Origin of the sequence: Rhizobium sp. ZX09, assembly GCF_017357485.1 — a bacterium.
Lineage (GTDB): Bacteria > Pseudomonadota > Alphaproteobacteria > Rhizobiales > Rhizobiaceae > Agrobacterium > Agrobacterium pusense.
This window is the reverse complement of the sequence record NZ_CP031363.1, coordinates 1,246,592-1,266,418: the sequence shown is the minus strand read 5'-3', so window position 1 is coordinate 1,266,418 and position 19,827 is coordinate 1,246,592. Positions and strand designations below refer to the sequence as shown.

Annotated in this window: 18 protein-coding genes; 10 read left to right on the top strand and 8 right to left on the bottom strand. The window is 59.0% G+C overall.

Annotated elements, in window-relative coordinates; translation table 11 throughout:
* The first annotated feature begins 258 nt into the window (after nucleotides 1–258).
* Nucleotides 259–1,635, top strand: coding sequence for a 3-deoxy-7-phosphoheptulonate synthase class II (locus BTN45_RS06160; protein ID WP_004441981.1), 1,377 nt, complete (start codon nucleotides 259–261; stop codon nucleotides 1,633–1,635).
* Between the two features lie 166 nt (nucleotides 1,636–1,801).
* Here BTN45_RS06160 and BTN45_RS06155 read toward each other — a convergent pair whose 3' ends face one another.
* The 6 genes from BTN45_RS06155 to phaC all read right to left on the bottom strand — a co-directional run bounded on the left by BTN45_RS06155 (nucleotide 1,802) and on the right by phaC (nucleotide 8,617).
* Entirely contained in the window at nucleotides 1,802–3,535 is a 1,734-nt protein-coding gene (locus BTN45_RS06155) for a TadG family pilus assembly protein (protein WP_153775558.1), read from the bottom strand.
* Between the two features lies 1 nt (nucleotide 3,536).
* Nucleotides 3,537–3,959, bottom strand: a complete 423-nt coding sequence (locus BTN45_RS06150) for a TadE/TadG family type IV pilus assembly protein (RefSeq protein WP_004441978.1) — start codon at nucleotides 3,957–3,959, stop codon at nucleotides 3,537–3,539.
* 136 nt (nucleotides 3,960–4,095) lie between these two features.
* Nucleotides 4,096–4,929, bottom strand: a complete 834-nt coding sequence (radC, locus tag BTN45_RS06145; protein WP_004441977.1) for a DNA repair protein RadC — start codon at nucleotides 4,927–4,929, stop codon at nucleotides 4,096–4,098.
* A gap of 13 nt (nucleotides 4,930–4,942) precedes the next feature.
* Entirely contained in the window at nucleotides 4,943–5,782 is an 840-nt protein-coding gene (map, locus tag BTN45_RS06140; protein WP_006697403.1) for a type I methionyl aminopeptidase, read from the bottom strand.
* 31 nt (nucleotides 5,783–5,813) lie between these two features.
* Entirely contained in the window at nucleotides 5,814–6,533 is a 720-nt protein-coding gene (gene sfsA, locus BTN45_RS06135; protein WP_207589300.1) for a DNA/RNA nuclease SfsA, read from the bottom strand.
* A 224-nt stretch (nucleotides 6,534–6,757) separates the two neighbouring features.
* Nucleotides 6,758–8,617 (bottom strand): class I poly(R)-hydroxyalkanoic acid synthase, encoded by a 1,860-nt coding sequence (gene phaC / locus BTN45_RS06130; RefSeq protein ID WP_113380589.1) that lies wholly within the window; start codon nucleotides 8,615–8,617, stop codon nucleotides 6,758–6,760.
* Nucleotides 8,618–8,642: 25 nt separating this feature from the next.
* Here phaC and BTN45_RS06125 point away from each other — a divergent pair, with 25 nt between their 5' ends.
* Entirely contained in the window at nucleotides 8,643–9,191 is a 549-nt protein-coding gene (locus BTN45_RS06125) for a hypothetical protein (RefSeq protein WP_246751666.1), read from the top strand.
* 636 nt (nucleotides 9,192–9,827) lie between these two features.
* Here BTN45_RS06125 and fnrN read toward each other — a convergent pair.
* Nucleotides 9,828–10,553: a Crp/Fnr family transcriptional regulator gene (gene fnrN / locus BTN45_RS06120; RefSeq protein ID WP_207589299.1), complete on the bottom strand. Its 726-nt coding sequence runs from the start codon at nucleotides 10,551–10,553 to the stop codon at nucleotides 9,828–9,830.
* 213 nt (nucleotides 10,554–10,766) lie between these two features.
* Here fnrN and hemN point away from each other — a divergent pair, with 213 nt between their 5' ends.
* From hemN to BTN45_RS06080, 8 genes are all read left to right on the top strand, one after another.
* Nucleotides 10,767–12,116 carry an oxygen-independent coproporphyrinogen III oxidase gene (gene hemN, locus BTN45_RS06115; RefSeq protein ID WP_207589298.1) on the top strand — a complete coding sequence of 450 codons (1,350 nt, stop codon included), beginning with the start codon at nucleotides 10,767–10,769 and terminating at the stop codon, nucleotides 12,114–12,116.
* Between the two features lie 114 nt (nucleotides 12,117–12,230).
* The gene (locus tag BTN45_RS06110; RefSeq protein ID WP_003495848.1) at nucleotides 12,231–12,515 is read left to right on the top strand and encodes an acyl carrier protein; all 285 of its coding nucleotides are present in this window, start codon (nucleotides 12,231–12,233) and stop codon (nucleotides 12,513–12,515) included.
* A gap of 88 nt (nucleotides 12,516–12,603) precedes the next feature.
* Nucleotides 12,604–13,083, top strand: a complete 480-nt coding sequence (locus BTN45_RS06105) for a 3-hydroxyacyl-ACP dehydratase FabZ family protein (RefSeq protein WP_207589297.1) — start codon at nucleotides 12,604–12,606, stop codon at nucleotides 13,081–13,083.
* 209 nt (nucleotides 13,084–13,292) lie between these two features.
* The gene (locus tag BTN45_RS06100; protein ID WP_207589296.1) at nucleotides 13,293–14,489 is read left to right on the top strand and encodes a beta-ketoacyl-ACP synthase; all 1,197 of its coding nucleotides are present in this window, start codon (nucleotides 13,293–13,295) and stop codon (nucleotides 14,487–14,489) included.
* An 11-nt stretch (nucleotides 14,490–14,500) separates the two neighbouring features.
* Nucleotides 14,501–15,781 carry a beta-ketoacyl-ACP synthase gene (locus tag BTN45_RS06095; RefSeq protein WP_022556203.1) on the top strand — a complete coding sequence of 427 codons (1,281 nt, stop codon included), beginning with the start codon at nucleotides 14,501–14,503 and terminating at the stop codon, nucleotides 15,779–15,781.
* Between the two features lie 140 nt (nucleotides 15,782–15,921).
* Nucleotides 15,922–16,950, top strand: coding sequence for a zinc-binding dehydrogenase (locus BTN45_RS06090; RefSeq protein ID WP_004441953.1), 1,029 nt, complete (start codon nucleotides 15,922–15,924; stop codon nucleotides 16,948–16,950).
* A complete protein-coding gene (locus tag BTN45_RS06085; protein ID WP_077986269.1) occupies nucleotides 16,947–17,885 on the top strand; it encodes a lipid A biosynthesis lauroyl acyltransferase in 939 nt (312 codons plus the stop codon). Before BTN45_RS06090 ends, BTN45_RS06085 begins: the two co-directional genes overlap by 4 nt.
* A gap of 279 nt (nucleotides 17,886–18,164) precedes the next feature.
* Nucleotides 18,165–18,860, top strand: a complete 696-nt coding sequence (locus BTN45_RS06080) for a hypothetical protein (protein ID WP_006697409.1) — start codon at nucleotides 18,165–18,167, stop codon at nucleotides 18,858–18,860.
* 53 nt (nucleotides 18,861–18,913) lie between these two features.
* Here BTN45_RS06080 and BTN45_RS06075 read toward each other — a convergent pair whose 3' ends face one another.
* Nucleotides 18,914–19,717 carry a TSUP family transporter gene (locus BTN45_RS06075; protein WP_006697410.1) on the bottom strand — a complete coding sequence of 268 codons (804 nt, stop codon included), beginning with the start codon at nucleotides 19,715–19,717 and terminating at the stop codon, nucleotides 18,914–18,916.
* Nucleotides 19,718–19,827 lie beyond the last annotated feature (110 nt).

Below are 19,827 nucleotides of genomic sequence, written 5' to 3'. Positions count from 1 at the left end.
TTGCATCTGCACCATTCCCTGCGCCGATATCTCTGCATCAAGCCCGGAAGTCGGTGACTTCGGAGGGATGGGCAACCATCCACGGAAACTATTTAAATCGTTTGAAATCATTTTTCTGCTTCATGGCGGATCAAAACGGTCCGAAAGAGGGCGGGCGGCGCGCGGATGTCTATGCAAAGCCTGTGCTTGGAGCTATAAGCCGCTCAAATTTCCGAGGCGGTCGCGCGGCGGTTGCGCGGTCGAAAGAAGGGTAAGAACATGGCACAGAATTGGACCCCCGGCAGCTGGCGGCAGAAACCGATCCAGCAGGTTCCCGAATATCCTGATGCGGCAGCGCTTGCGGCAACGGAAGCCACGCTTGCAACCTATCCGCCGCTGGTATTTGCCGGTGAGGCCCGCCGCCTCAAGAAGCAGCTTGCCAATGTGGCGGAAGGCAACGCCTTCCTGCTGCAGGGCGGCGATTGCGCCGAAAGCTTCCTCGAGCACGGCGCGGACAATATCCGTGACTTCTTCCGTGCCTTCCTGCAGATGGCCGTGGTGCTGACCTATGGCGCACAGCTGCCAGTCGTAAAGGTGGGACGCATTGCCGGCCAGTTCGCCAAGCCGCGCTCTTCCAACGTGGAAGTGCAGGATGGCGTGACGCTGCCGTCCTACCGCGGTGACATCATCAACGGCATCGAATTCAACGAAGCCTCGCGCATTCCGAGCCCGGAGCGTCAGCTCGACGCCTATCGCCAGTCGGCGGCGACGCTGAACCTGCTGCGCGCTTTCGCAATGGGCGGTTATGCCAACCTCGAAAACGTTCACCAGTGGATGCTCGGCTTCATCAAGGACAGCCCGCAGGCCGACCGTTACCGCAAGCTGGCCGACCGAATCTCCGAAACCATGGACTTCATGAAGGCCATCGGCATCAGCGCGGACAGCAATCCGAGCCTGCGCGAGACCGACTTCTTCACCAGCCATGAGGCGTTGCTGCTTGGTTACGAAGAAGCCTTGACCCGTATCGATTCCACCTCTGGTGACTGGTACGCCACGTCGGGCCACATGATCTGGATCGGTGACCGCACACGTCAGCTCGACCATGCGCATGTGGAATATTTCCGCGGCATCAAGAACCCGATCGGCCTGAAATGTGGTCCGTCGCTGACGCCCGACAATCTGATCGAGCTGATCGACGCGCTGAACCCGGCAAACGAGGCCGGCCGTCTGACGCTGATTTGCCGTTTCGGCCATGACAAGGTGGCGGACAGCCTGCCGAAGCTCATCCGTGCTGTCGAGAAGGAAGGCCGCAAGGTCGTCTGGTCCTGCGATCCGATGCATGGCAACACGATCACGCTCAACCACTACAAGACGCGCCCGTTCGAGCGTATCCTGTCGGAGGTCGAAAGCTTCTTCCAGATCCACCGCGCCGAAGGCACGCATCCGGGCGGCATCCATATTGAGATGACCGGCAAGGACGTGACGGAGTGCACGGGTGGCGCGCGCGCCGTGACGGCGGATTCGCTGTCCGACCGTTACCACACCCATTGCGACCCGCGCCTCAATGCCGATCAGGCACTGGAACTGGCGTTCCTGCTGTCAGAGCGCATGAAAAGCGGGCGCGACGAGAAGCGCCTGGCAATCGCCAGCGCTTGATGGAAGAGCTGAAAGTCTCTCTGCGCTTGCGCGAGGTCTGATCGTGCCGGACTGAAGATCTGGTCCGGCTTCGGGAGTGTGAGGCTCCCGCTCGCGGACGCTTCAGCCTCTGGTAATGATAAAGCCGCCGGATTTCCGGCGGCTGTTTTTATCTGTGGCTATAGGCTTACTGTACTAGAGCCGGCTGCTGGCAGCGGACATCGGTAACACGAACATCGGCTTCGCCGATCTTGACGCCGAGAACCAGAAGCGTGTTGTAAAGCAGCGTATCAACCGGTGCGGTGACGAGGGACAGCGTGTTGGCGAGCGCCGTCTGGATGACGCCTAGGCCGCCAAGGTTGAGGAAGAGAATCCTGATGTCGAGATCGAGGTTCTTCAGCAACGAGCTGACGAGCGTCGTGACGGTATCCTTCGTGGAGACGCTCTTGATCTTGCCCTGGGCAATATCCAGCTGCGTGAAGGTCAGCTTGGTCTTCGTCATGTTGGTGGCGTTGATGAGGGCGCTGCCGTTGACGGCAAGCAGGGCAGAATCCACGATTGCCGCCTTTGTCACGCGCGGGTCCCGTCCGAAATTGGCGAAGGCCGTGGTATCGACATTGCCAAGTGCAATTTCTGCAACGCCGGGAACAACTTCGACATCAACGGTTCCCTGTCCGCCGCCCGTGCAGCGAATGTCCGCAAGCCGGGCTTCCGCGTGGGCGACTTCCACATAAAGCGGGACATTGACCTTGAGGCCGGCGATTGCCTGGAGCCCATCCACCACGACATTGACCGCAAGGCGGGTCTGGGCGGTACGGACCACGGTGCCCTGGCCGCCAACGGCGAGCGAAGGCGTTTCGACCGGCGGCTGGCCGATGGCGAGTGTCACCTTGGCCGAGGCGAGGCCGAGAACATTAGCGCCGAGATCAAGCGCCAGCTGGTTGCCGCCATTACCGGCAACGGCTGCGGCATTGAGAAGGTCGAAGACGCTGGCATTGACCTTGAGATTTTCCCCGCTGCCAATGAGCTTTTCGGTGAAGGGACCGAGATTGACGATTTCTTCTAGCTTGAGCTTGATGTTGCTCTTGCCGGCGGTTTTTTCCAATGTCTTCAAAACGGTGACGACGGCTGGCTGCAGGCCCGTCGTTTTCGTCAGCGCGTTCAGGAACTTGCCGTAGGTAATCTCCGTCTGCAGCACGTCCTTGTAGGTGCCGGCGGTGAGGCCAAGATCGATCGCTAGAGCTTCGACGACATGCAGCGCGTTGACATCGGCATCGACAAGGGCCTGATAGTCCATGAGCTTGAGCGAGACCGTGGTGCCGAGCAGACCGCCGAGCAGGCTGTTCAGGAGGCCGTCATTGAGGCTGGCAAGCCGCGATCCCACCGAGAATGCGGCGACTTTCTGAGACGAGGCGGTTCCGGCGGCCGAAATCCTTGGCGGCGTTGTAAAGGCCGAAGCGAAGAAGATCTGGCCCTTTTCGAAGATGTTTACTTTTACCGCATTGGTCGGCTGGGCGTTTTCGACGAACCGCTGTCCGACCGGGAGGCTGGCATCCGGTTCGTAATGGCCTTTGACAACCTCGGCGTAGCCGTGGGTTTTGGCAAACTCATTCCGGGGATCGAAAGGCTGCAGCCCGGTTGGCGTTAGCAGCCCCTGCGCCGTCCTGACGCCGAGGTCCAGGCCGTTGAGTGCAAAATATTGCTGCACCGTCTTTTCGGCGTCGGTGACGTTGGCTGCTGCCGAAATGGCCGCGAGATCGGCGGTCTGCTGCAATTGCCGCTTCTGCAGGGTCAGATAACCGTAATCGACGCCAATCGCCAGGATGCCGATAAAAAGCGGCGCCGTCAGGCCGGCGGAGATGGCGATGTTGCCGGCGCGATCCCTCAGGAAACCGGAGAGCAGGGAAGGGATGGTCCTCATGTCATGCTCCTCCGATCCGGATGGTGGAAAAACGCCGGATGACCGGCTCGGGCAGGGTGTAGCTGTAGAGGCTCCAGATCGGCAGATCACGGGCGTCATATTCGACTTTCACCGTGAACTGGTTGGCATTGGCGGGATCAGTGGCGACGTCGACCGTGAAGTGTCTTTTATCCAGGAAGGCGTAACCGAGATCGCTCTTGGCGACGAAATCCCGGGCGAGCTGCTGGCGCTCGGTTGTGTTAAGGCCGGCGACCGCCGTTCTTGCCGCGTCGGCGGCGATCTGCTGCACCGAATAGGCCGCCATCAGATAAATGCCGTAGGCAATCATGGTCAGGAGGACAAGAAAGAAGATTGGCGCGACAATGGCGAACTCGACAGCGTTCGAGCCGGACCGATCGCGAAGGAAACGCACTGCATTACGCATAAAGCACCCCCGTTCCTTAAGGCACCAAGGTTCGATGCCTTGATTTATTATTTTCGGAAATGCTAATTTATAGGTGTTAATTTTGTGTTGACGTGCGCTTATGGGTTGCAGGCCTGTGTAAACCTTCGCGTCTGCTTCAGATCAGGCGCAGGCCCTTGAAGCTGGCGTGGCCATCCTTGCCGATGATGATATGGTCGTGGACGGCGATACCGAGCGGCTTTGCCGTATCGATGATGGTCTTGGTCATCTCGATATCCGCACGCGAAGGTGTCGGGTCGCCGCTCGGGTGATTGTGGATTAAAATCAAGGCGGTAGCCGATAGTTCGAGAGCGCGGCGCACCACTTCGCGGGGATAGACCGGTGTATGGTCCACGGTCCCGTGCCCCTGCACTTCGTCGGCGATGAGGACATTGCGCTTATCGAGGAACAGGATGCGGAACTGTTCGCGTGTTTCATGGGCCATGGCGGCGTGGCAATAATCGATGACCGAGGACCAGGAACTCAGAACCTGCTTGTTGCGGATTTCGCTTTTCAGCATGCGCTGAGAAACGGAGGCGACGAGTTTCAGGTCGAACGCCACGGCTTCGCCCACGCCCTTCACCTCCTGCAACAGCGGCAGAGGTGCGCCGAGTACACCGCCCAGCGTGCCGAAACGGGCAAGGAGCGCCTTGGCGATGGGCTTTGTGTCGCGCCGCGGTATCAGCCGGAACAGTAAAAGCTCCAGCAACTCATAATCGGCAAGCGCCGCGTCGCCGCCATCGCGATACCGCGCCCGCAGCCGGTCCCGGTGACCATGATAATGGGCGGCATCCGCCGGCGGCTCGATGACAGGCACCGGCTTCTTCACCGCATTTCGCGGCTCGGCGAAAAAACCGCGCTCGTCCGCCCCTTCGAAGAGATCGCCTTCGCCCGCCTGAAAGCCGGACGTCGTGGAAAGCTCGGCGGGAGGCGGGGCGGGGCGTCTTGCCATGGGCGGTCTGGCCTTATGAAGGGGTAAGCGGCGGCAGGCCCGGACGGTCGAAGCCGCCGGGCGACAGCGTGAAGATTTCGCAGCCGGTGGCCGTGACGCCAACGGCGTGTTCATATTGGGCGGACAGCGAACGGTCGCGCGTCACCGCCGTCCAGCCGTCGGAAAGCACTTTCACATGCGGTTTGCCTAGATTGATCATGGGCTCGATGGTGAAGATCATGCCTTCCCGGATTTCCGGACCTTCGTCCGGACGGCCGTAATGCAGGATGTTTGGCGTATCGTGGAACAGCCGCCCAACGCCGTGCCCGCAGAAATCGCGCACCACCGAGCAACGTTCGGCTTCCGCATAGGTCTGGATCGCCGCGCCGATCGCGCCGGTGCGCACACCGGGCTTTACAGCCGCGATACCACGCAGCAGGCATTCATAGGTCACTTCCATCAGCCGCTCGGCAGCGCGCTTGATCTGGCCGACCGGATACATGCGGCTTGAATCGCCATGCCAGCCATCGAGCACATAGGTAACATCGATGTTGACGATATCGCCTTCCCGCAGCGGCTTCTCATCGGGAATGCCGTGGCAGACCACATGGTTGATCGAAGTGCAGACGGATTTGGTATAACCACGATAATTGAGCGTTGCCGGCAGCGCGCCGTGATCGGCGCCGAATTCGAAGACGAAACGGTCAATGGCGTCCGTTGTCACACCCGGCTTGACGATTGCGGCGAGTTCATCGAGACAACGCGCCGTCAGCTGGCACGCCTTGCGCATGCCGTCGAAATCCTCAGGGGTGTAGAGGCGGATGACGCCTGTATTCTTGAGGGGGGCGGAGGCGGCGTCGATATAGGTGACCATCATAGTGCTTTCTGTCTCTTTACGTCCCTGTTCATAAAACAGCCGGACGCCACTCGTCCATCTTAACCGTTCCGTTGACTGAAATTTGTGCCGGGGTGACCGCGCATTTCACGGCATAGGCCTCCACGCCCCGCGCCATTGCCCGTTGGAAAGCCAGCGCATAGACCGGATCGAGATCGTCGCAGATGCGCATCCGGTCGCAATCGCCGCGCTGGATGAGATAAAGCATCACCGCCCGGTGACCGGCTTCCGCTGCATCGCCCAGTTCCTCGAGATGCTTTGCGCCGCGTTTGGTGGCGGTATCGGGGAATTCTGCAAGGCCCTTCTCGCGCATGAAATGCACGTTCTTGACTTCCACATAGGCGTCCGGCCGACCGGGTTCGGATAGCAGGAAATCGACGCGGGAATTGCGCCCGTATTTCTGTTCTCGGCGGATTATCGAATAGCCGGCGAGTTCCGGGATACGGCCGTTCAGGATCGCCTCTTCCGCCAGCCGGTTCGGCATGCCGGTATTGATGCCGACGACGGTGCCATCGGCCTCGACCATTTCCAGCATATGACGGTATTTACGGGTGGGGCTGTCATGCTGCGACAGCCAGATGCGGGAACCCGGCGTCGTCAGCCCACGCATGGAGCCGGTGTTGGGGCAGGACCCGGTTATCGCCGTGCCGTCTTCCAGAACTGCGTCGAAGAGGAAACGTTTGTAGCGGGAGATCAGCGTTGCGGGAACGAGCGGGGGCGTGAAGAACATGATGCCTTGAGGTAAGCTTGTGTGTTTGCAGGGTCTTTTTATCCCTCATCCCTGTGCTTGTCACAGAGAACCAGCCAGCCCAAGTCCTTGGGCTGAAGCAAGTCTTTCGCCGCGTAGACCGGCGCCTACTGGATTCCTGTGACAAGCACAGGGATGAGGGTGACGGGGAACGCCTGTGGAAGAGGCCTTTCTGCCGTGTACTGGTCATCTTTTTCACAGATATTCTACAAAAGAACATAGGTTCCCGGCGCATCGCCGAGCACCGGGCGCTTGCCGTCCTCCGGTTTCCGCGCCTTTACCTTCTCGGCGTTCTGGCTTTCGATCCAGTTCTGCCAGTGCACCCACCACGAACCCTTATGAGGTGTGGCGGCGGCCTGCCAGGCGTCGAAGTCTCCGGCTGGTGATGGCCCCGTCCAATACTGATACTTCTCGAGCTGCGGCGGGTTCACGACGCCGGCAATGTGGCCGGAAGCGCCGAGCACGAATTCCACCGGCCCGCCAAACAGGGCAGCACCCGTGAACACCGATTTCGCGGGCGCGATATGGTCATCGCGGGTGGCGAGATCGTAGACGGGTATGTTGATATCGCCGAGATTGATGCGCTTGCCGGCAACGCGCATCAGACCGCGGGCGAGATTGTTCTCGAGGTAACAGTTGCGCAGATAGTACGAGTGGCTGGCGGCCGTCACCCGGGTGGAATCGGAGTTCCAGTAGAGCAGGTCGAATGGCAGGGGTTCGGTGCCGCGCAGGTAATTATCGACCACATAGGGCCAGATAAGATCGGAGGCGCGCAGCATGTTGAAGACGGTGGCCATGATCGAACCGTCAAGATAACCGACGGCCTGCATGTGTCTGTCGAGCGCGGCCAGCTGACCTTCGTCCACGAAGACCTTGAGGTCTCCGGCATGGATGAAATCGGTCTGGGCGGCGAGCAGCGTGGCGCTGCGGATGCGCTCATTGTCCTGCTGTGCATGCAGCGCCAGCGCCGAGGCCAAAAGCGTGCCGCCTACACAATAACCGACGGCGTTTATCTCCTTTTCGCCAGTCCGTTCCTCAATGGTATCAAGCGCAAAGTCGATGCCTTCGCTGATATAATCGTCCCAGCCTTTTTCGGCCAGACCGGCATCCGGGTTGATCCAGGACACCATGAAGACGCTGTGGCCCTGTTCGAGGCACCAGCCGACGAAGGATTTCTGCGGGTTGAGATCGAGAATGTAGAACTTGTTGATCCAGGGCGGTACGATCAGCAGCGGCCGTTTGAAGACCTTTTCCGTCGTCGGCTCGTAATGGATGATTTCGCAAAGCGCGCTTTTCGCAACGACCTTGCCTGGCGTGACGGCAATGTTCTGGCCAATGACGAATTTGCTGTAATCGGTCTGGCGAAGCTTCAGATGGCCGTTTCCGGCCGCGACATCCTCCGCCAGCTGCGCCATGCCCTTGACGAGATTGGCGCCGCTGGAGGCTACCGTCTCGCGGAAGACCTGCGGATTGGTGAAGACGAAATTGGCCGGAGAAAGCGCCTCTGTCACCTGCCGCATGTAAAACAGCGCCTTGGTGCGGGTGTGCTCATCCAGCCCCTCCGCCTCCGTCACCATCCGGTCTGCAAAACCGACGGTCGTCTGATAGGCCTTGAGAAGAAAATCGAAGAACGGGTTGGCCTGCCAGTCGGCATCGGCAAAACGTTTGCTTCTGCGCTGTGCGGGGCCGCTTTCGGCCGTTTTCTCCGAGGTCGAATCGGAGGCTCCGGAAAATTGCGCCACCGATTTCGACCACAGATCGTAATAGCTCGACAGCAGATGGGTCTGCGCTTCCAGTGACCGCTTCGGCTCGGCCATCCAATATTCGGCGACATCGGAGAGCGTCTTGACCAGATCGGTCACGGGATCGGCGCTCGTCTGCGGAATTTCGCCGCGTTCGCGTGGCGCCAGCCATTCACCGGCAGCCTTGCCGAGGTTTTCGAGCGCGCGTGCGATGTTGATCGCGAAGGTTTCGGGGTCGCGGATCAGGTAGGCCTCGGCGGAACTGGCGTCGAAGCCGGGCGTTTTGTCACCCTTTTTCGTGCCCCCGCCGTCAACACCTGCCATGCACCATCCTCCACCAAATTTGTGTTTGCACATTCTGCATGAAAACGAATACAAGTTCCACCAGCAAGGGGAGGCCGCAAAGGGCCGAACCGCGGTCGAATTCGATATCGGTAGATATCCTTACAGGCGGAACATGACGATGGGCAAGCACATGGGCAAATGCGGCACATGGGGAACATATGCGGAAAATGCGGCAAGAATCGCTGTGCTTTCGCTCTCCGGCGCAATGCTCGCCGCCACACTTGCCGCCTGCAAGGCTCCGGAGCCGATCGTCGCGCCCGCCCATATGCGCCGCCCGACGGCCGAAATCGTCGGCCCGCGCCCGGTCAGCGATACTGCGGTGAGCCAGAAGCGCGACACCGGCACCTATCCGACCTTCTCGCAGCCGCTGACGGCCGCTGGCACGCAGATGGGTGAGGATGAGGCTTCGACCATGGAATCGAGCCTGTCGCGTCTCGGCGCTGCACGGAAAAACGGTCAGATTTCCGAAGCGGAATATAATCGTCGGGTTGCCGAATTGCGGGCCCTTGCCGAAAACCAGAAACCGGTTGCGACGCCTGCGGCTTCGCAATAGCTCTTAATTTAATTTTTATTATCACCCTTACGTAATTTGCTTTGATGCTTAGATAGTCGAAAATCGGTTTTTATCTAAATGCGCAATCCGAAGGTGCTTGTACTCTTAATAGTTTTTTTTGGCGCTTTGCCTCTCATCCTACGTCTATTCGATGTGCGACCGTCATTGCTCCTCGGTACATCTTTCTTCATTCTCAGTGTTTTAGTTTGCTTGTTGGGTGCTGCAACGAGATATCGTTTCTGGTGGCTGGCTTACGGAGTGGCCTGCGTTTTCTCTTTTGTGCTTTTTGGCATGTCCAGCCCTCTCTCCCTCGTCCTGTTGCTGCTAGCTTCGAAAGCCTGATTTGTTTTGACGGTTTCTCTTCTGGAGAATGCGCAACAACCATAACCGCTTATTTACCCTGCCTTTGAACCATCCGCTTACCCAAGATGTTAAGCGGATGGATGCGGTTTGGCTGTTATGATGCATCCATAACAAACAGGCCGCTGAAAAGGCGGCATACAGGGTGAAATATCATGAAATGCATCGCCGCTTTGCTGGTTCTTGCCGGTTTTGCGCTCGCACCCGCTCAGGCGCGGGCGCCACACATCAATGTCGGAACTTCCGCGCTTACAGGGCGGTGACAGGGTAATCTCGTCAGTCGTTGCCAGCGGCTTCGCTCAGCGCGTTGAGATCAGGCACCGTGATGTGGCGGTTGTTCTCAATGCGGATAACGCCTTCCTTGCGCAGCTTGGTCATTTGCCGGCTTACGGTCTCAATGGTGAGGCCGAGGAAATCGGCGATATCGGCGCGTGACAGCGGCAGGTCGAAAGCCGATTTGTCATCTTTTTCCGGATCGATATGGGTGGCGATCATATAAAGAAAGCTGGCAACTTTTTCGAGCGCCGATTTGCGCCCCAGCGTCAGCATCCAGTCGCGCGCCTCGTCGAGTTCCTTCAGCGATTGGTTGTGGAGCTTGCGTTCCATATCAGGCACTTCGGAAACCATGCGGTCTACGATGCGGCGCGGGAAGAGGCAGATTTCCACATCCGTTGCAGCTTCGGCGGTCATCTTGCTTTCCGCCATAAACGGGCGGCCGAGAAAATCAGGCGCAAATTGCAGGCCGACGATCTGCTGGCGGCCATCCGACATCATTTTCGACAGCTTCACCACGCCGTTGAGGATATTGCCGTAGGAGGTGACGAGTTCGCCCTGGCCCAGCAATTCATTGCCCGCCTCCAGTTTTTTACGGCTGGAGTGACGGTTGAGGTCGCAGAGCTGCTGCGGTGTCAGCGTGCTGCAAAGACCGCCGTGACGCGCCTCGCAGGAGCGGCATACAACGGGGTATTCCGAGTTGTGGATGGTTTTCTGCAGCGTGTCCATAAGCCTTTTCCAATGCTGGCTTTTTCAGGACGATTACGACCGTGGGTATAAGTTTCGGTCTCTGTGAAGGCTTGCGCCGTGTAGCCGTCGCCCCCGCGTCTACTTTAGCAAGAACTTATGGCGCAATTTGATTGAAGTCAAAGTTGCAAACTGTCGCAGCCGTTACTGAAAGAGAGGAAATCGACATTTTCTTGATAAAAGGCAAATCGGGCGATGAATACCGAACTTCTTCACAAATATTCGGGTGCAGTGCCGCGTTACACGAGCTATCCGACCGCGCCGCATTTCCACGAGGGAATCGATAATACGACCTATCGCGGCTGGCTCGGCGCACTCGGTCACAGGAATCGCCTGTCGCTTTACGTGCATATTCCCTATTGCGACCGGCTTTGCTGGTTCTGTGCCTGCCATACCAAGCACACGCTGAAATACGAGCCGATTGCTATTTATCTTGAAGCACTTAAGCAGGAAATTGCTGCGGTCGGCGCACTTGTTTCGCCTGACGCCGTGGTGAGTGCCGTGCATTTCGGCGGCGGCTCGCCGACCATGCTTGACCCGCAGGACATGCAGGACCTGATGGACTGTCTGCGGCGTCACTTCACCTTCGGTCTTGCACCCGAGATCAGCGTCGAGATGGATCCCAACGATCTGGACGACAGCCGCTATGACGCGCTTGCCGCCATCGGCATGTCGCGGGCGAGCCTCGGGGTGCAGGATTTTGATGACAAAGTGCAAAAAACCATCAACCGCATCCAGTCTTTCGAGCAGACGAAATCCGTGGTGGACGCCGTGCGGGCGAGGGGCGTTCACTCAGTCAATTGCGACATTCTTTACGGGCTGCCGTTCCAGACATGCGAGACACTGAAAACAACGGTCGATCAGATCGTATCGCTTGACCCTGATCGCATCGCGCTTTTTGGCTATGCCCATGTTCCCTGGATGAAAAAACACCAGTCGCTGATCCCCGAACATGCGCTGCCCGATGTTACCGAACGCTACCGCCAGATGACGATGGCGGGGGAGATGCTGAGGCAGGCCGGATACAGCCAGATCGGCATCGATCATTTTGCCCGGGCGACCGACACATTATCCCAGGCCGCCCAGGCGGGTGCCCTGCGCCGCAATTTTCAGGGCTACACGACCGATAATGCCGATGCGCTGATCGGGCTTGGCGCATCATCCATCGGCCGGCTGCCGCAGGGCTATGTGCAGAACATGGTGGCAACCGGTGAATATCAGCGCATGGTGGGTGAGGGCGGTCTTGCCGCTGTGAAGGGCATTGAGTTGTCGCAGGACGATCATCTGCGCTCGCATGTGATCGAAAGGTTGATGTGCGATTTCTCTATCGATCTTTCGGATTTGCAGCACCGTTTCGGCAAGGTGAGCCATTCCGTGAGGGACCAGGCGCAGCAGTTTGCCGCAGGCGACAGGGACGGTCTGGTGCGGCTGGATGCCGATATTTTTGCCGTGACGGAGGTGGGAAGGCCGTTTGTACGTAATATCGCGGCAATCTTCGATACCTATCTCGGCAATGGGCGCGGCCGTCATTCGGTTGCTGTTTAGGCAACAGTTTTGGGGCAAATTTCAAAGTTACGTCACGAAACCATTGGCTTTTTTGCGCGACTTGCCTATGTGGTGCGTCAGAAAGAATAATTCATACGAACGACAATAAGGATTATGGGCGTGACAGCTACATTCGACAAGGTTGCCGACATTATCGCCGAAACCAGCGAAATCGACCGCGAAACCATTACGCCGGAGAGCCACACGATCGACGATCTGGGCATCGACAGCCTCGACTTTCTTGATATCGTTTTCGCGATCGACAAGGAATTCGGCATCAAGATTCCGCTCGAGCAGTGGACGCAGGAAGTCAATGAGGGCAAGGTTTCCACGGAAGAATACTTCGTGCTGAAGAACCTTTGCGCCAAGATTGACGAATTGCGCGCGGCCAAGGGCTGATATGACGGTGCCCGCTTCCGGCGGGCATTTTCTTTTGATGCCGCCTGCGGGCAAACCATGACTAACCGACCAGAGACGGGCCGGACGGATGCTGCTTGAATATTTCCAGATGATCGACAAGGTCGAGGCCGTGGACATGACGGCGCGCACGTTGAAGGCGCGGTCCGTTGTTCCCGATAAAAGCCCTGTTTTCGAAGGCCATTTCCCCGGCATGCCGCTGGTTCCGGGTGTGCTTCTGATCGAGACAATGGCGCAGGCCTCCGGCATGCTGGTTCTGGCATTTTCCGATTTCGCGTCCATGCCGTTCCTGATGTCGGTCGATGGCGCCAAGATGCGGACTTTCGTGGAGCCGGGTGCTGTTCTCGACATCGAGGCAGTGCTTGAGTATGACGGTTCGGGCTTTGCGGTTACCAAGGCAAAGATCACCTCCGATGGCAAGAAGGTCTGCGACGCGCAGCTGAAACTGCGCACCATGCCCTTCAGCGAGATCCCGCTTGGGCCTATCGTCAAGAAGCGGGCGGAAGAAGTCGGCCTGACGGCGGCGATTGCCGCCGATGCACGGAAATAAGCTTTTTCATTCGTTTCGGAGAAGACAGTTTTTCCTGTCGGCCCGGTTTTGATGCACGAAAATCGTGGGCTCGCGACGGTGGATCGGGTCTTCGCCATTGCCAATCCGCACCGCGCGCTTTATTCCGCAACGCATGAAGTGGTTGTTCGCAACCGCTGTTGGATAGCCGTGACCGTTTCGGCGGGGCCGGCTGCAAAGGATGACAGACGATGAAATCTGACAATGATGTGGTGATAACAGGGGTCGGCATCGTGACCTGTCACGGCGTCGGCAGCCAGGCGCATGTGGCGCTTCTTTCGGGAACCGTCGCGCCGGCGACGATTGTCGAGACGGAAAAATTCAAGCCATATCCGGTTCATCCCATGCCCGAGATCGACTGGTCGGCCCAGATCGCCAAGCGCGGCGACCAGCGCCAGATGGAAAACTGGCAGCGGCTCGGCGTTTTTGCCGCCGGTCTTGCACTTGACGATGCCGGCTTGAAGGAAAATGCCGAAGCCTGCGCCACCATGGACATGATCGTTGCTGCCGGCGGCGGCGAGCGCGACATCAATGTCGATACGCTGATCGTTGACGAGGCTTTGAAGCGCAACGACCGCGAAAAGCTGCTGAACGAAAAGCTGACGACGGAACTGCGCCCGACGCTGTTTCTCGCCCAGCTTTCCAACCTGATGGCCGGCAATATCTCCATCGTGCACAAGGTCACCGGCTCTTCCCGGACCTTCATGGGCGAAGAAGCGGCCGGCATTTCCGCCGTCGAAACCGCGTTCCATCGCATTCGTTCGGGCGAATCGAGCCACGCTCTCGTGGGCGGCGCCTTCTCTGCCGAACGTCCAGACATGATCCTGCTGTTCGAAGCCATCGGCGCGCATGCGCAGGGCGAATGGCAGCCCCTGTGGTCGCGCGAAGGCCAGGAAGGCGGCGGCATGGTTTCCGGCTCGCTCGGAGCCTTCCTCGTGCTGGAATCACGCAAGCATGCCAGCGAGCGCGGCGCGCGCATCTATGCCCGCATCGACGCCATCGAAGGTGATCGCGGCAGCCGCGACGACGGCAAGATGGAAAAGCGCATGGAGCGCCTTCTGGCCCCGGCAACGGACAGCACCGCGACCGTCGTCTTCTCCGGCGCCAGCGGTTATGACGGCGTTACGGCCCGTGAGAAGGACATTCTCGAAAAGACCTTGCCGAAGGCTGCCATCCGCGGTTTCGGCGGTGTCACTGGACATGGACTTGAGGCGCAGTTTCCGCTCGGGCTCGCTCTGGCGGCGCTGACGCTTGAAAGCGGTGCCAAGGTTCCTACCTTCGACGCGAATGCGGAAAAGCCAATGGGCGAGGCGGCGACCGAGGCTGTCGTCACCACTGTTGGCCATGTCCGCGGCGAAGGTGTCGCCGTTCTGTCCCGTGACGTGTGAGGAGAAAGACCATGACCAATTTTAAGGATCATCTCGGTCGCCCGATCGTCGCCGTCACCGGCATGGGCATCATTACCTCGCTCGGTCAGGGGCTTGCCGATAACTGGGCGGCGCTGACCTCGGGTAAGTCAGGCATTCACAAAATCACCCGTTTCCCGACTGAAGGGCTTTCGACCAGGATCAGCGGCACGGTGGATTTCATCGATATTCCGGTTCCGAATTCCGTCGAACGTTCCTATGCCTTCGCGCGCGAAACCACCATCGAGGCGCTGGCGCAGGCCGGCATTTCCGGTGACTTTGACGGCCCGCTGTTTCTCGCAGCGCCGCCGATCGAACCGGAATGGAGCGCCCGTTTCGAGCTTGCCGACCGCTCTCCGCCAGCCGCCCAGCCGGGTGATGCCTATGAGCGGTTCCTGACGGCCTTCCGTCAGCGTCCCGATCCGGCATTCCAGGAAGCAGCGCTGTTTGGTGCCATCTCCGAGCGTCTGTCTGACCGTTTCGGTACGCGCGGTCTGCCGGTTACCCTGTCGACCGCCTGTGCATCCGGCGCGACCGCGATCCAGCTCGGCGTCGAGGCCATCCGACAGGGCCGCGCCGAACGGGCGTTGACGGTCGCGACCGATGGTTCTGTCAGTGCCGAGGCGCTGATCCGCTTCTCGCTGCTGTCTGCCCTTTCGACCCAGAACGACCCGCCGGAAAAGGCTTCCAAGCCGTTCAGCAAGGACCGCGACGGTTTCGTGATCGCTGAAGGTGCGGCAACGCTGGTGCTGGAATCGCTCGAAGCCGCCGTCGCACGTGGCGCGAAGGTTCTCGGCATCATCAAGGGCGCCGGTGAAAAGGCCGACAGCTTCCACCGTACACGCTCTTCGCCCGATGGCGGCCCCGCGATTGCGACGATCCGTGCGGCACTGGCCGATGCGGGCGTGGCCGAAAGCGATATCGGCTATATCAACGCCCACGGCACCTCGACGCCTGAGAACGACAAAATGGAATATGGCTCGATGCTGGCCGTCTTCGGCGAAGGCCTGAAGAACATTCCGCTGTCGTCCAACAAGTCGATGATCGGCCATACGCTGACCGCCGCAGGTGCTGTGGAAGCGGTGTTCTCGCTGCAGACCATGCTGACCGGCACGCTGCCACCAACAATCAATTATAACAATCCCGATCCGACCATCACGCTCGACGTGGTGCCGAACGTGAAGCGGGATGCCGAGGTGGGTGCGGTTCTGTCGAATTCCTTCGGGTTCGGCGGGCAGAATGCAAGCCTTGTCATGACGCGGGAACCGGCTTAACCGGTTCGTTACAACAGGGGCGTTTCCGAATGACTTGCGGAAACGCGCCCGTTTCTTTGATTTCGCATTCCAGCCGCAAAACCGTTACAGAGTTTTGCTGGAATGATTTTAGATAACGCCTTCGGGCGAAGGACTGATATATGCGCGCTCTTCAACTCGTCGACGACCGGAAGCTCGAAAAAGTGGATCTGCCCGAACCGGATGCGCCGGCGCCGGGCGAGGTAACGCTGCGCGTCAAGGCCGTGGCGCTCAACCACATCGATGTTTGGGGCTGGCGCGGGATGGCTTTCGCCAAGCGCAAGATGCCGCTCACAATCGGTGCGGAAGCCTCGGGTGTGGTGGAAGCCATCGGTCCGGGCGTATCCAACGTGCTGCCCGGCCAGCTGGTCGCGATCTATGGCGCGCGCACCTGCGGGCTGTGCAAACCCTGCCGCGAAGGCCGTGACAATCTGTGCGAACATGTCCAGGGCGTGCACGGTTTCCATCTCGACGGTTTCGCGCAGGAAAAGATCAACATTCCCGCCCGCCAGCTCGTGCCGGCGCCGCATGGCGTCGACGCCGTCGGTGCTGCTCTCGCGCCGGTGACGTTCGGCACGGTTGAGCACATGCTGTTCGACAATGCCAAGCTGGAGTCCGGCGAAACCATCCTCATTCATGCGGGCGGTTCGGGCATCGGCACGGCGGCGATCCAGCTTGCGAAGAAGATGGGTTGCACCGTCATCACGACAGTCGGTTCCGACGACAAGATCGAACGGGCGAAGGCGCTCGGGGCCGATCATGTGATCAACTATCGCACCGACCGTTTCGAAGGCGTCGTGCGCAAGCTGACGAAAAAGAAGGGCGTCGACGTCGTGTTCGAGCATGTCGGCAAGGATACCTGGGCGGGTTCGATGTTCTCGCTGAAGCGCGGCGGTCGTCTCGTCACCTGCGGTTCCACATCCGGTGTTTCCACCGACATCAACCTGATGATGCTGTTCCAGCAGCAGCTGAAACTGCTCGGCTCCTTCGGCTGCCGTATGGAGAACATGGCCAACGCCATGCAGAAGATGGCACGTGGCATCGTGCATCCGGTCATCGACACCGAAGTGACCTTTGACGATATCGACCGGGCGCTGGAGCGCATGGAGACGCGTCAGGTGTTCGGCAAGATCGTGCTGCGGATGGACTGAGCATCTTGAAGCTGTTCCTGACACGGATCGTCCTGAAACTGGACCACTTCCGGCAGTGGCTGATTGCGACATTCGCCTTCGGCCTTCTCAACCTGCTGAAGCTCTTTCCCGCCGATGCGGGCATTCGCGCCGCTGACAGACTGGCACGCTGGGTGGGGCCGAAAACCGGCCGCCACAAGCTGATGCTTTACAATCTGGCCCGCGCCTTTCCGGAGAAATCCGAAGAGGAACGGCTGGCAATCGCCATGGACAGCTGGGCCAATATGGGCCGGCTGGCGGCGGAATATGTCTTTCTCGACCGGCTGTTCGATTTCGATCCGGAAAAGAACGAGCCGGGACGCATCGAGGTCCAGGGCATCCCGACCTTCCTCGAGCTGCGCGACAATCCGCGGCCTTTCATCGTCTTTACCGCCCATAGCGGCAATTTCGAACTGCTGCCGGTTGCCGGCTCGGCTTTCGGTCTCGATGTGACGGTGCTGTTCCGGCCACCGAACAATCCCTTTGTGGCCGAGAAAGTGTTCAGTTTCCGCAAGGAGCGCATGGGCAATCTCGTGCCCTCGCATGCCGGCTCCTCCTTCGCGCTGGCGCGGCAGCTGGAAAAGGGCGGTGGTGTGGGTGTGCTCGTCGACCAGAAATTCGGCAAGGGACTGACGACGAAGTTCTTCGGACTTGAGGTTCGCACCAATCCGCTTCTCGCCAAGCTGGTGCGGCAGTTCAATTGCGATGTCTATCCTGCCCGTTGCGTGCGCCTGCCCGATAATCGCTACCGGCTGGAAATCGAACCGAAGGTTGAGATTCCGCGCGATGACAAGGGTAATGTCGACATTCAGGCGACAGCGCAGCTTCTGAATGACAAGGTGGAGAGCTGGGTGCGCGAATATCCCGGCCAATGGCTGTGGTATCACGACCGGTGGGACGTTAAGCACCAGATTTGAGGATGCCGGCTGGCTCTTGCTTTCAGAGCAATTTTCACAAAATCAGGCGCAGAAACTGTGCTTTTCGAAATTTTTCCATAGTAGTGGAACCTCATTTTTCGTTCATGGATTATCGAAATTGAAAAAATAGCAGCGGCTGTGATATTTTGAACAACAATCCCCGCCGTGTTTTCGTGCTTCGTTACGTCATTTTTAAGCGCGGAGACGCTATTATCAGGGATAATTGGTCTATCCTTTCGGATTAGGATCGGGATGTTTGCCCGTTCAGGGAGAGTTGGGTTGAAAGATTTGATTGAGCTGTTCTGGCTGCGTTATACGGAACTGCAATCTGCTGTTGGTAAAAACGAGGCCGACAAGATCGCAGTGCTGGAGCGTGAACTGGAGCAGCTTCTCGAGCGCGTCGTCGGACGCAAGACCGAAAGCTCCGAAGACATTCGCGAGCAGTTCCGTTTTGCTATCGATCTCCTCAACCACGAGGCAGAAGACCTCGGCTGCGTGCAGCGCAATTCCGAACTTCTGCGAACGCTCGTCGACCGTTACGTCGGCATGCCGCTCAAGGCGAAAGTGATCGGTGACGAAGATGCGGACAGCCTCGAATGGCACCACCGCCATCTGATCCTCGATGAAGATATGCTCAACGATCTCGATGAGCCTGTCGTCATCGTTTCCCCCGGTTACCGCGTGTCCTTTGCCAATGCGCTCGACGCCTTCCAGCGTAATGCGCCGGAAGGGCTCGTCGGCTGCCACATCGCCGAACTCGTCGGTGTCCACCGTTTCCAGAACGCACTCAGGGAAAAGCTCGATAATTGCTTCAAGGGCGATACGTCGAAATATACCTATGCGGAAGACCAGAACGGTCGCACAATCGTCAAGTCGCTCGAAATGTCGCCTTGTTATTCTTCCGCCTACAAGCTCGTGGGTGCCATGGTGGTCATCCGCGAAATTGCCGATCGCAGGCGCCGCGCTGCGGGTTGACCCCAAGCTCCGCTGATATCAGAAGGACGCGCTGAACGCGCCCGATCGGTCCCTTATTTCGGGAAGACGGTTTCCCAGATCGTGGCGATGGACCAGGCGGACGAGGCGTCAATCAGAAGCTTCGTCGCCATGGCCAGACACGACAGAACCAGAAGCGGGCGGATGATCTTCGCGCCGTTTTTCATGGCGAAACGCGACCCGATCTGCGCCCCGATGAATTGGCCGAACCCCATTGCCAGTCCGAGCTTCCACAAAACCGCGCCGCCCATCGCGAAGACGACGAACCCGCCGAAATTGGAGCCCAGATTGAGAAGCTTGGTATGGGCTGTCGCCTTCAGCATGCCAAAACCGGCAAGTGCCACGAAGGCGAGCATGTAAAAGGAACCGGCGCCCGGACCGAAGACGCCGTCATAAAAGCCGATCAGCGGCGCGGCGGTAAATCCGAACACCAGCGGTGTGATGCGGCGATGGCTGTCTACATCGCTGAGCTGTGGCTTGAAGGCGAAATAGATCGCTATGGCGATCAGCAGGAAGGGCATGATGGTGCGTAGAAGATCGGCAGGCACGAAGGCGGCCGTCAGCGCCCCGAGCATTCCGCCGGCCATCGCCATCAACCCCATCGGCAATTGCTCTTTCAGATTGACATGGCCACGTCTTGCGTAAGCGAGAGTGGCGGAGGCCGAACCGAACTGTGCCTGCAGCTTGTTCGTGCCAAGCGTATCGAGTGGCGGTATTCCCATGATCATCATTGCCGGAATGGTGATGAGGCCACCGCCGCCGGCAATGGAATCGATAAAGCCGGCGAAAATGGCGACGCAGAAGAGGACGATGAAAACGTTGAGGGCGATGTCTTGCACTTGATATGTCCGGGCGGGCGGAAGGAGAGGGCTTCTTCTTTCACCGAAAGGGCCATGGCGCAATCTCTTTCTCTGCATCCCGCAACGGGCAGGGGATTGCGGTGTGGCCG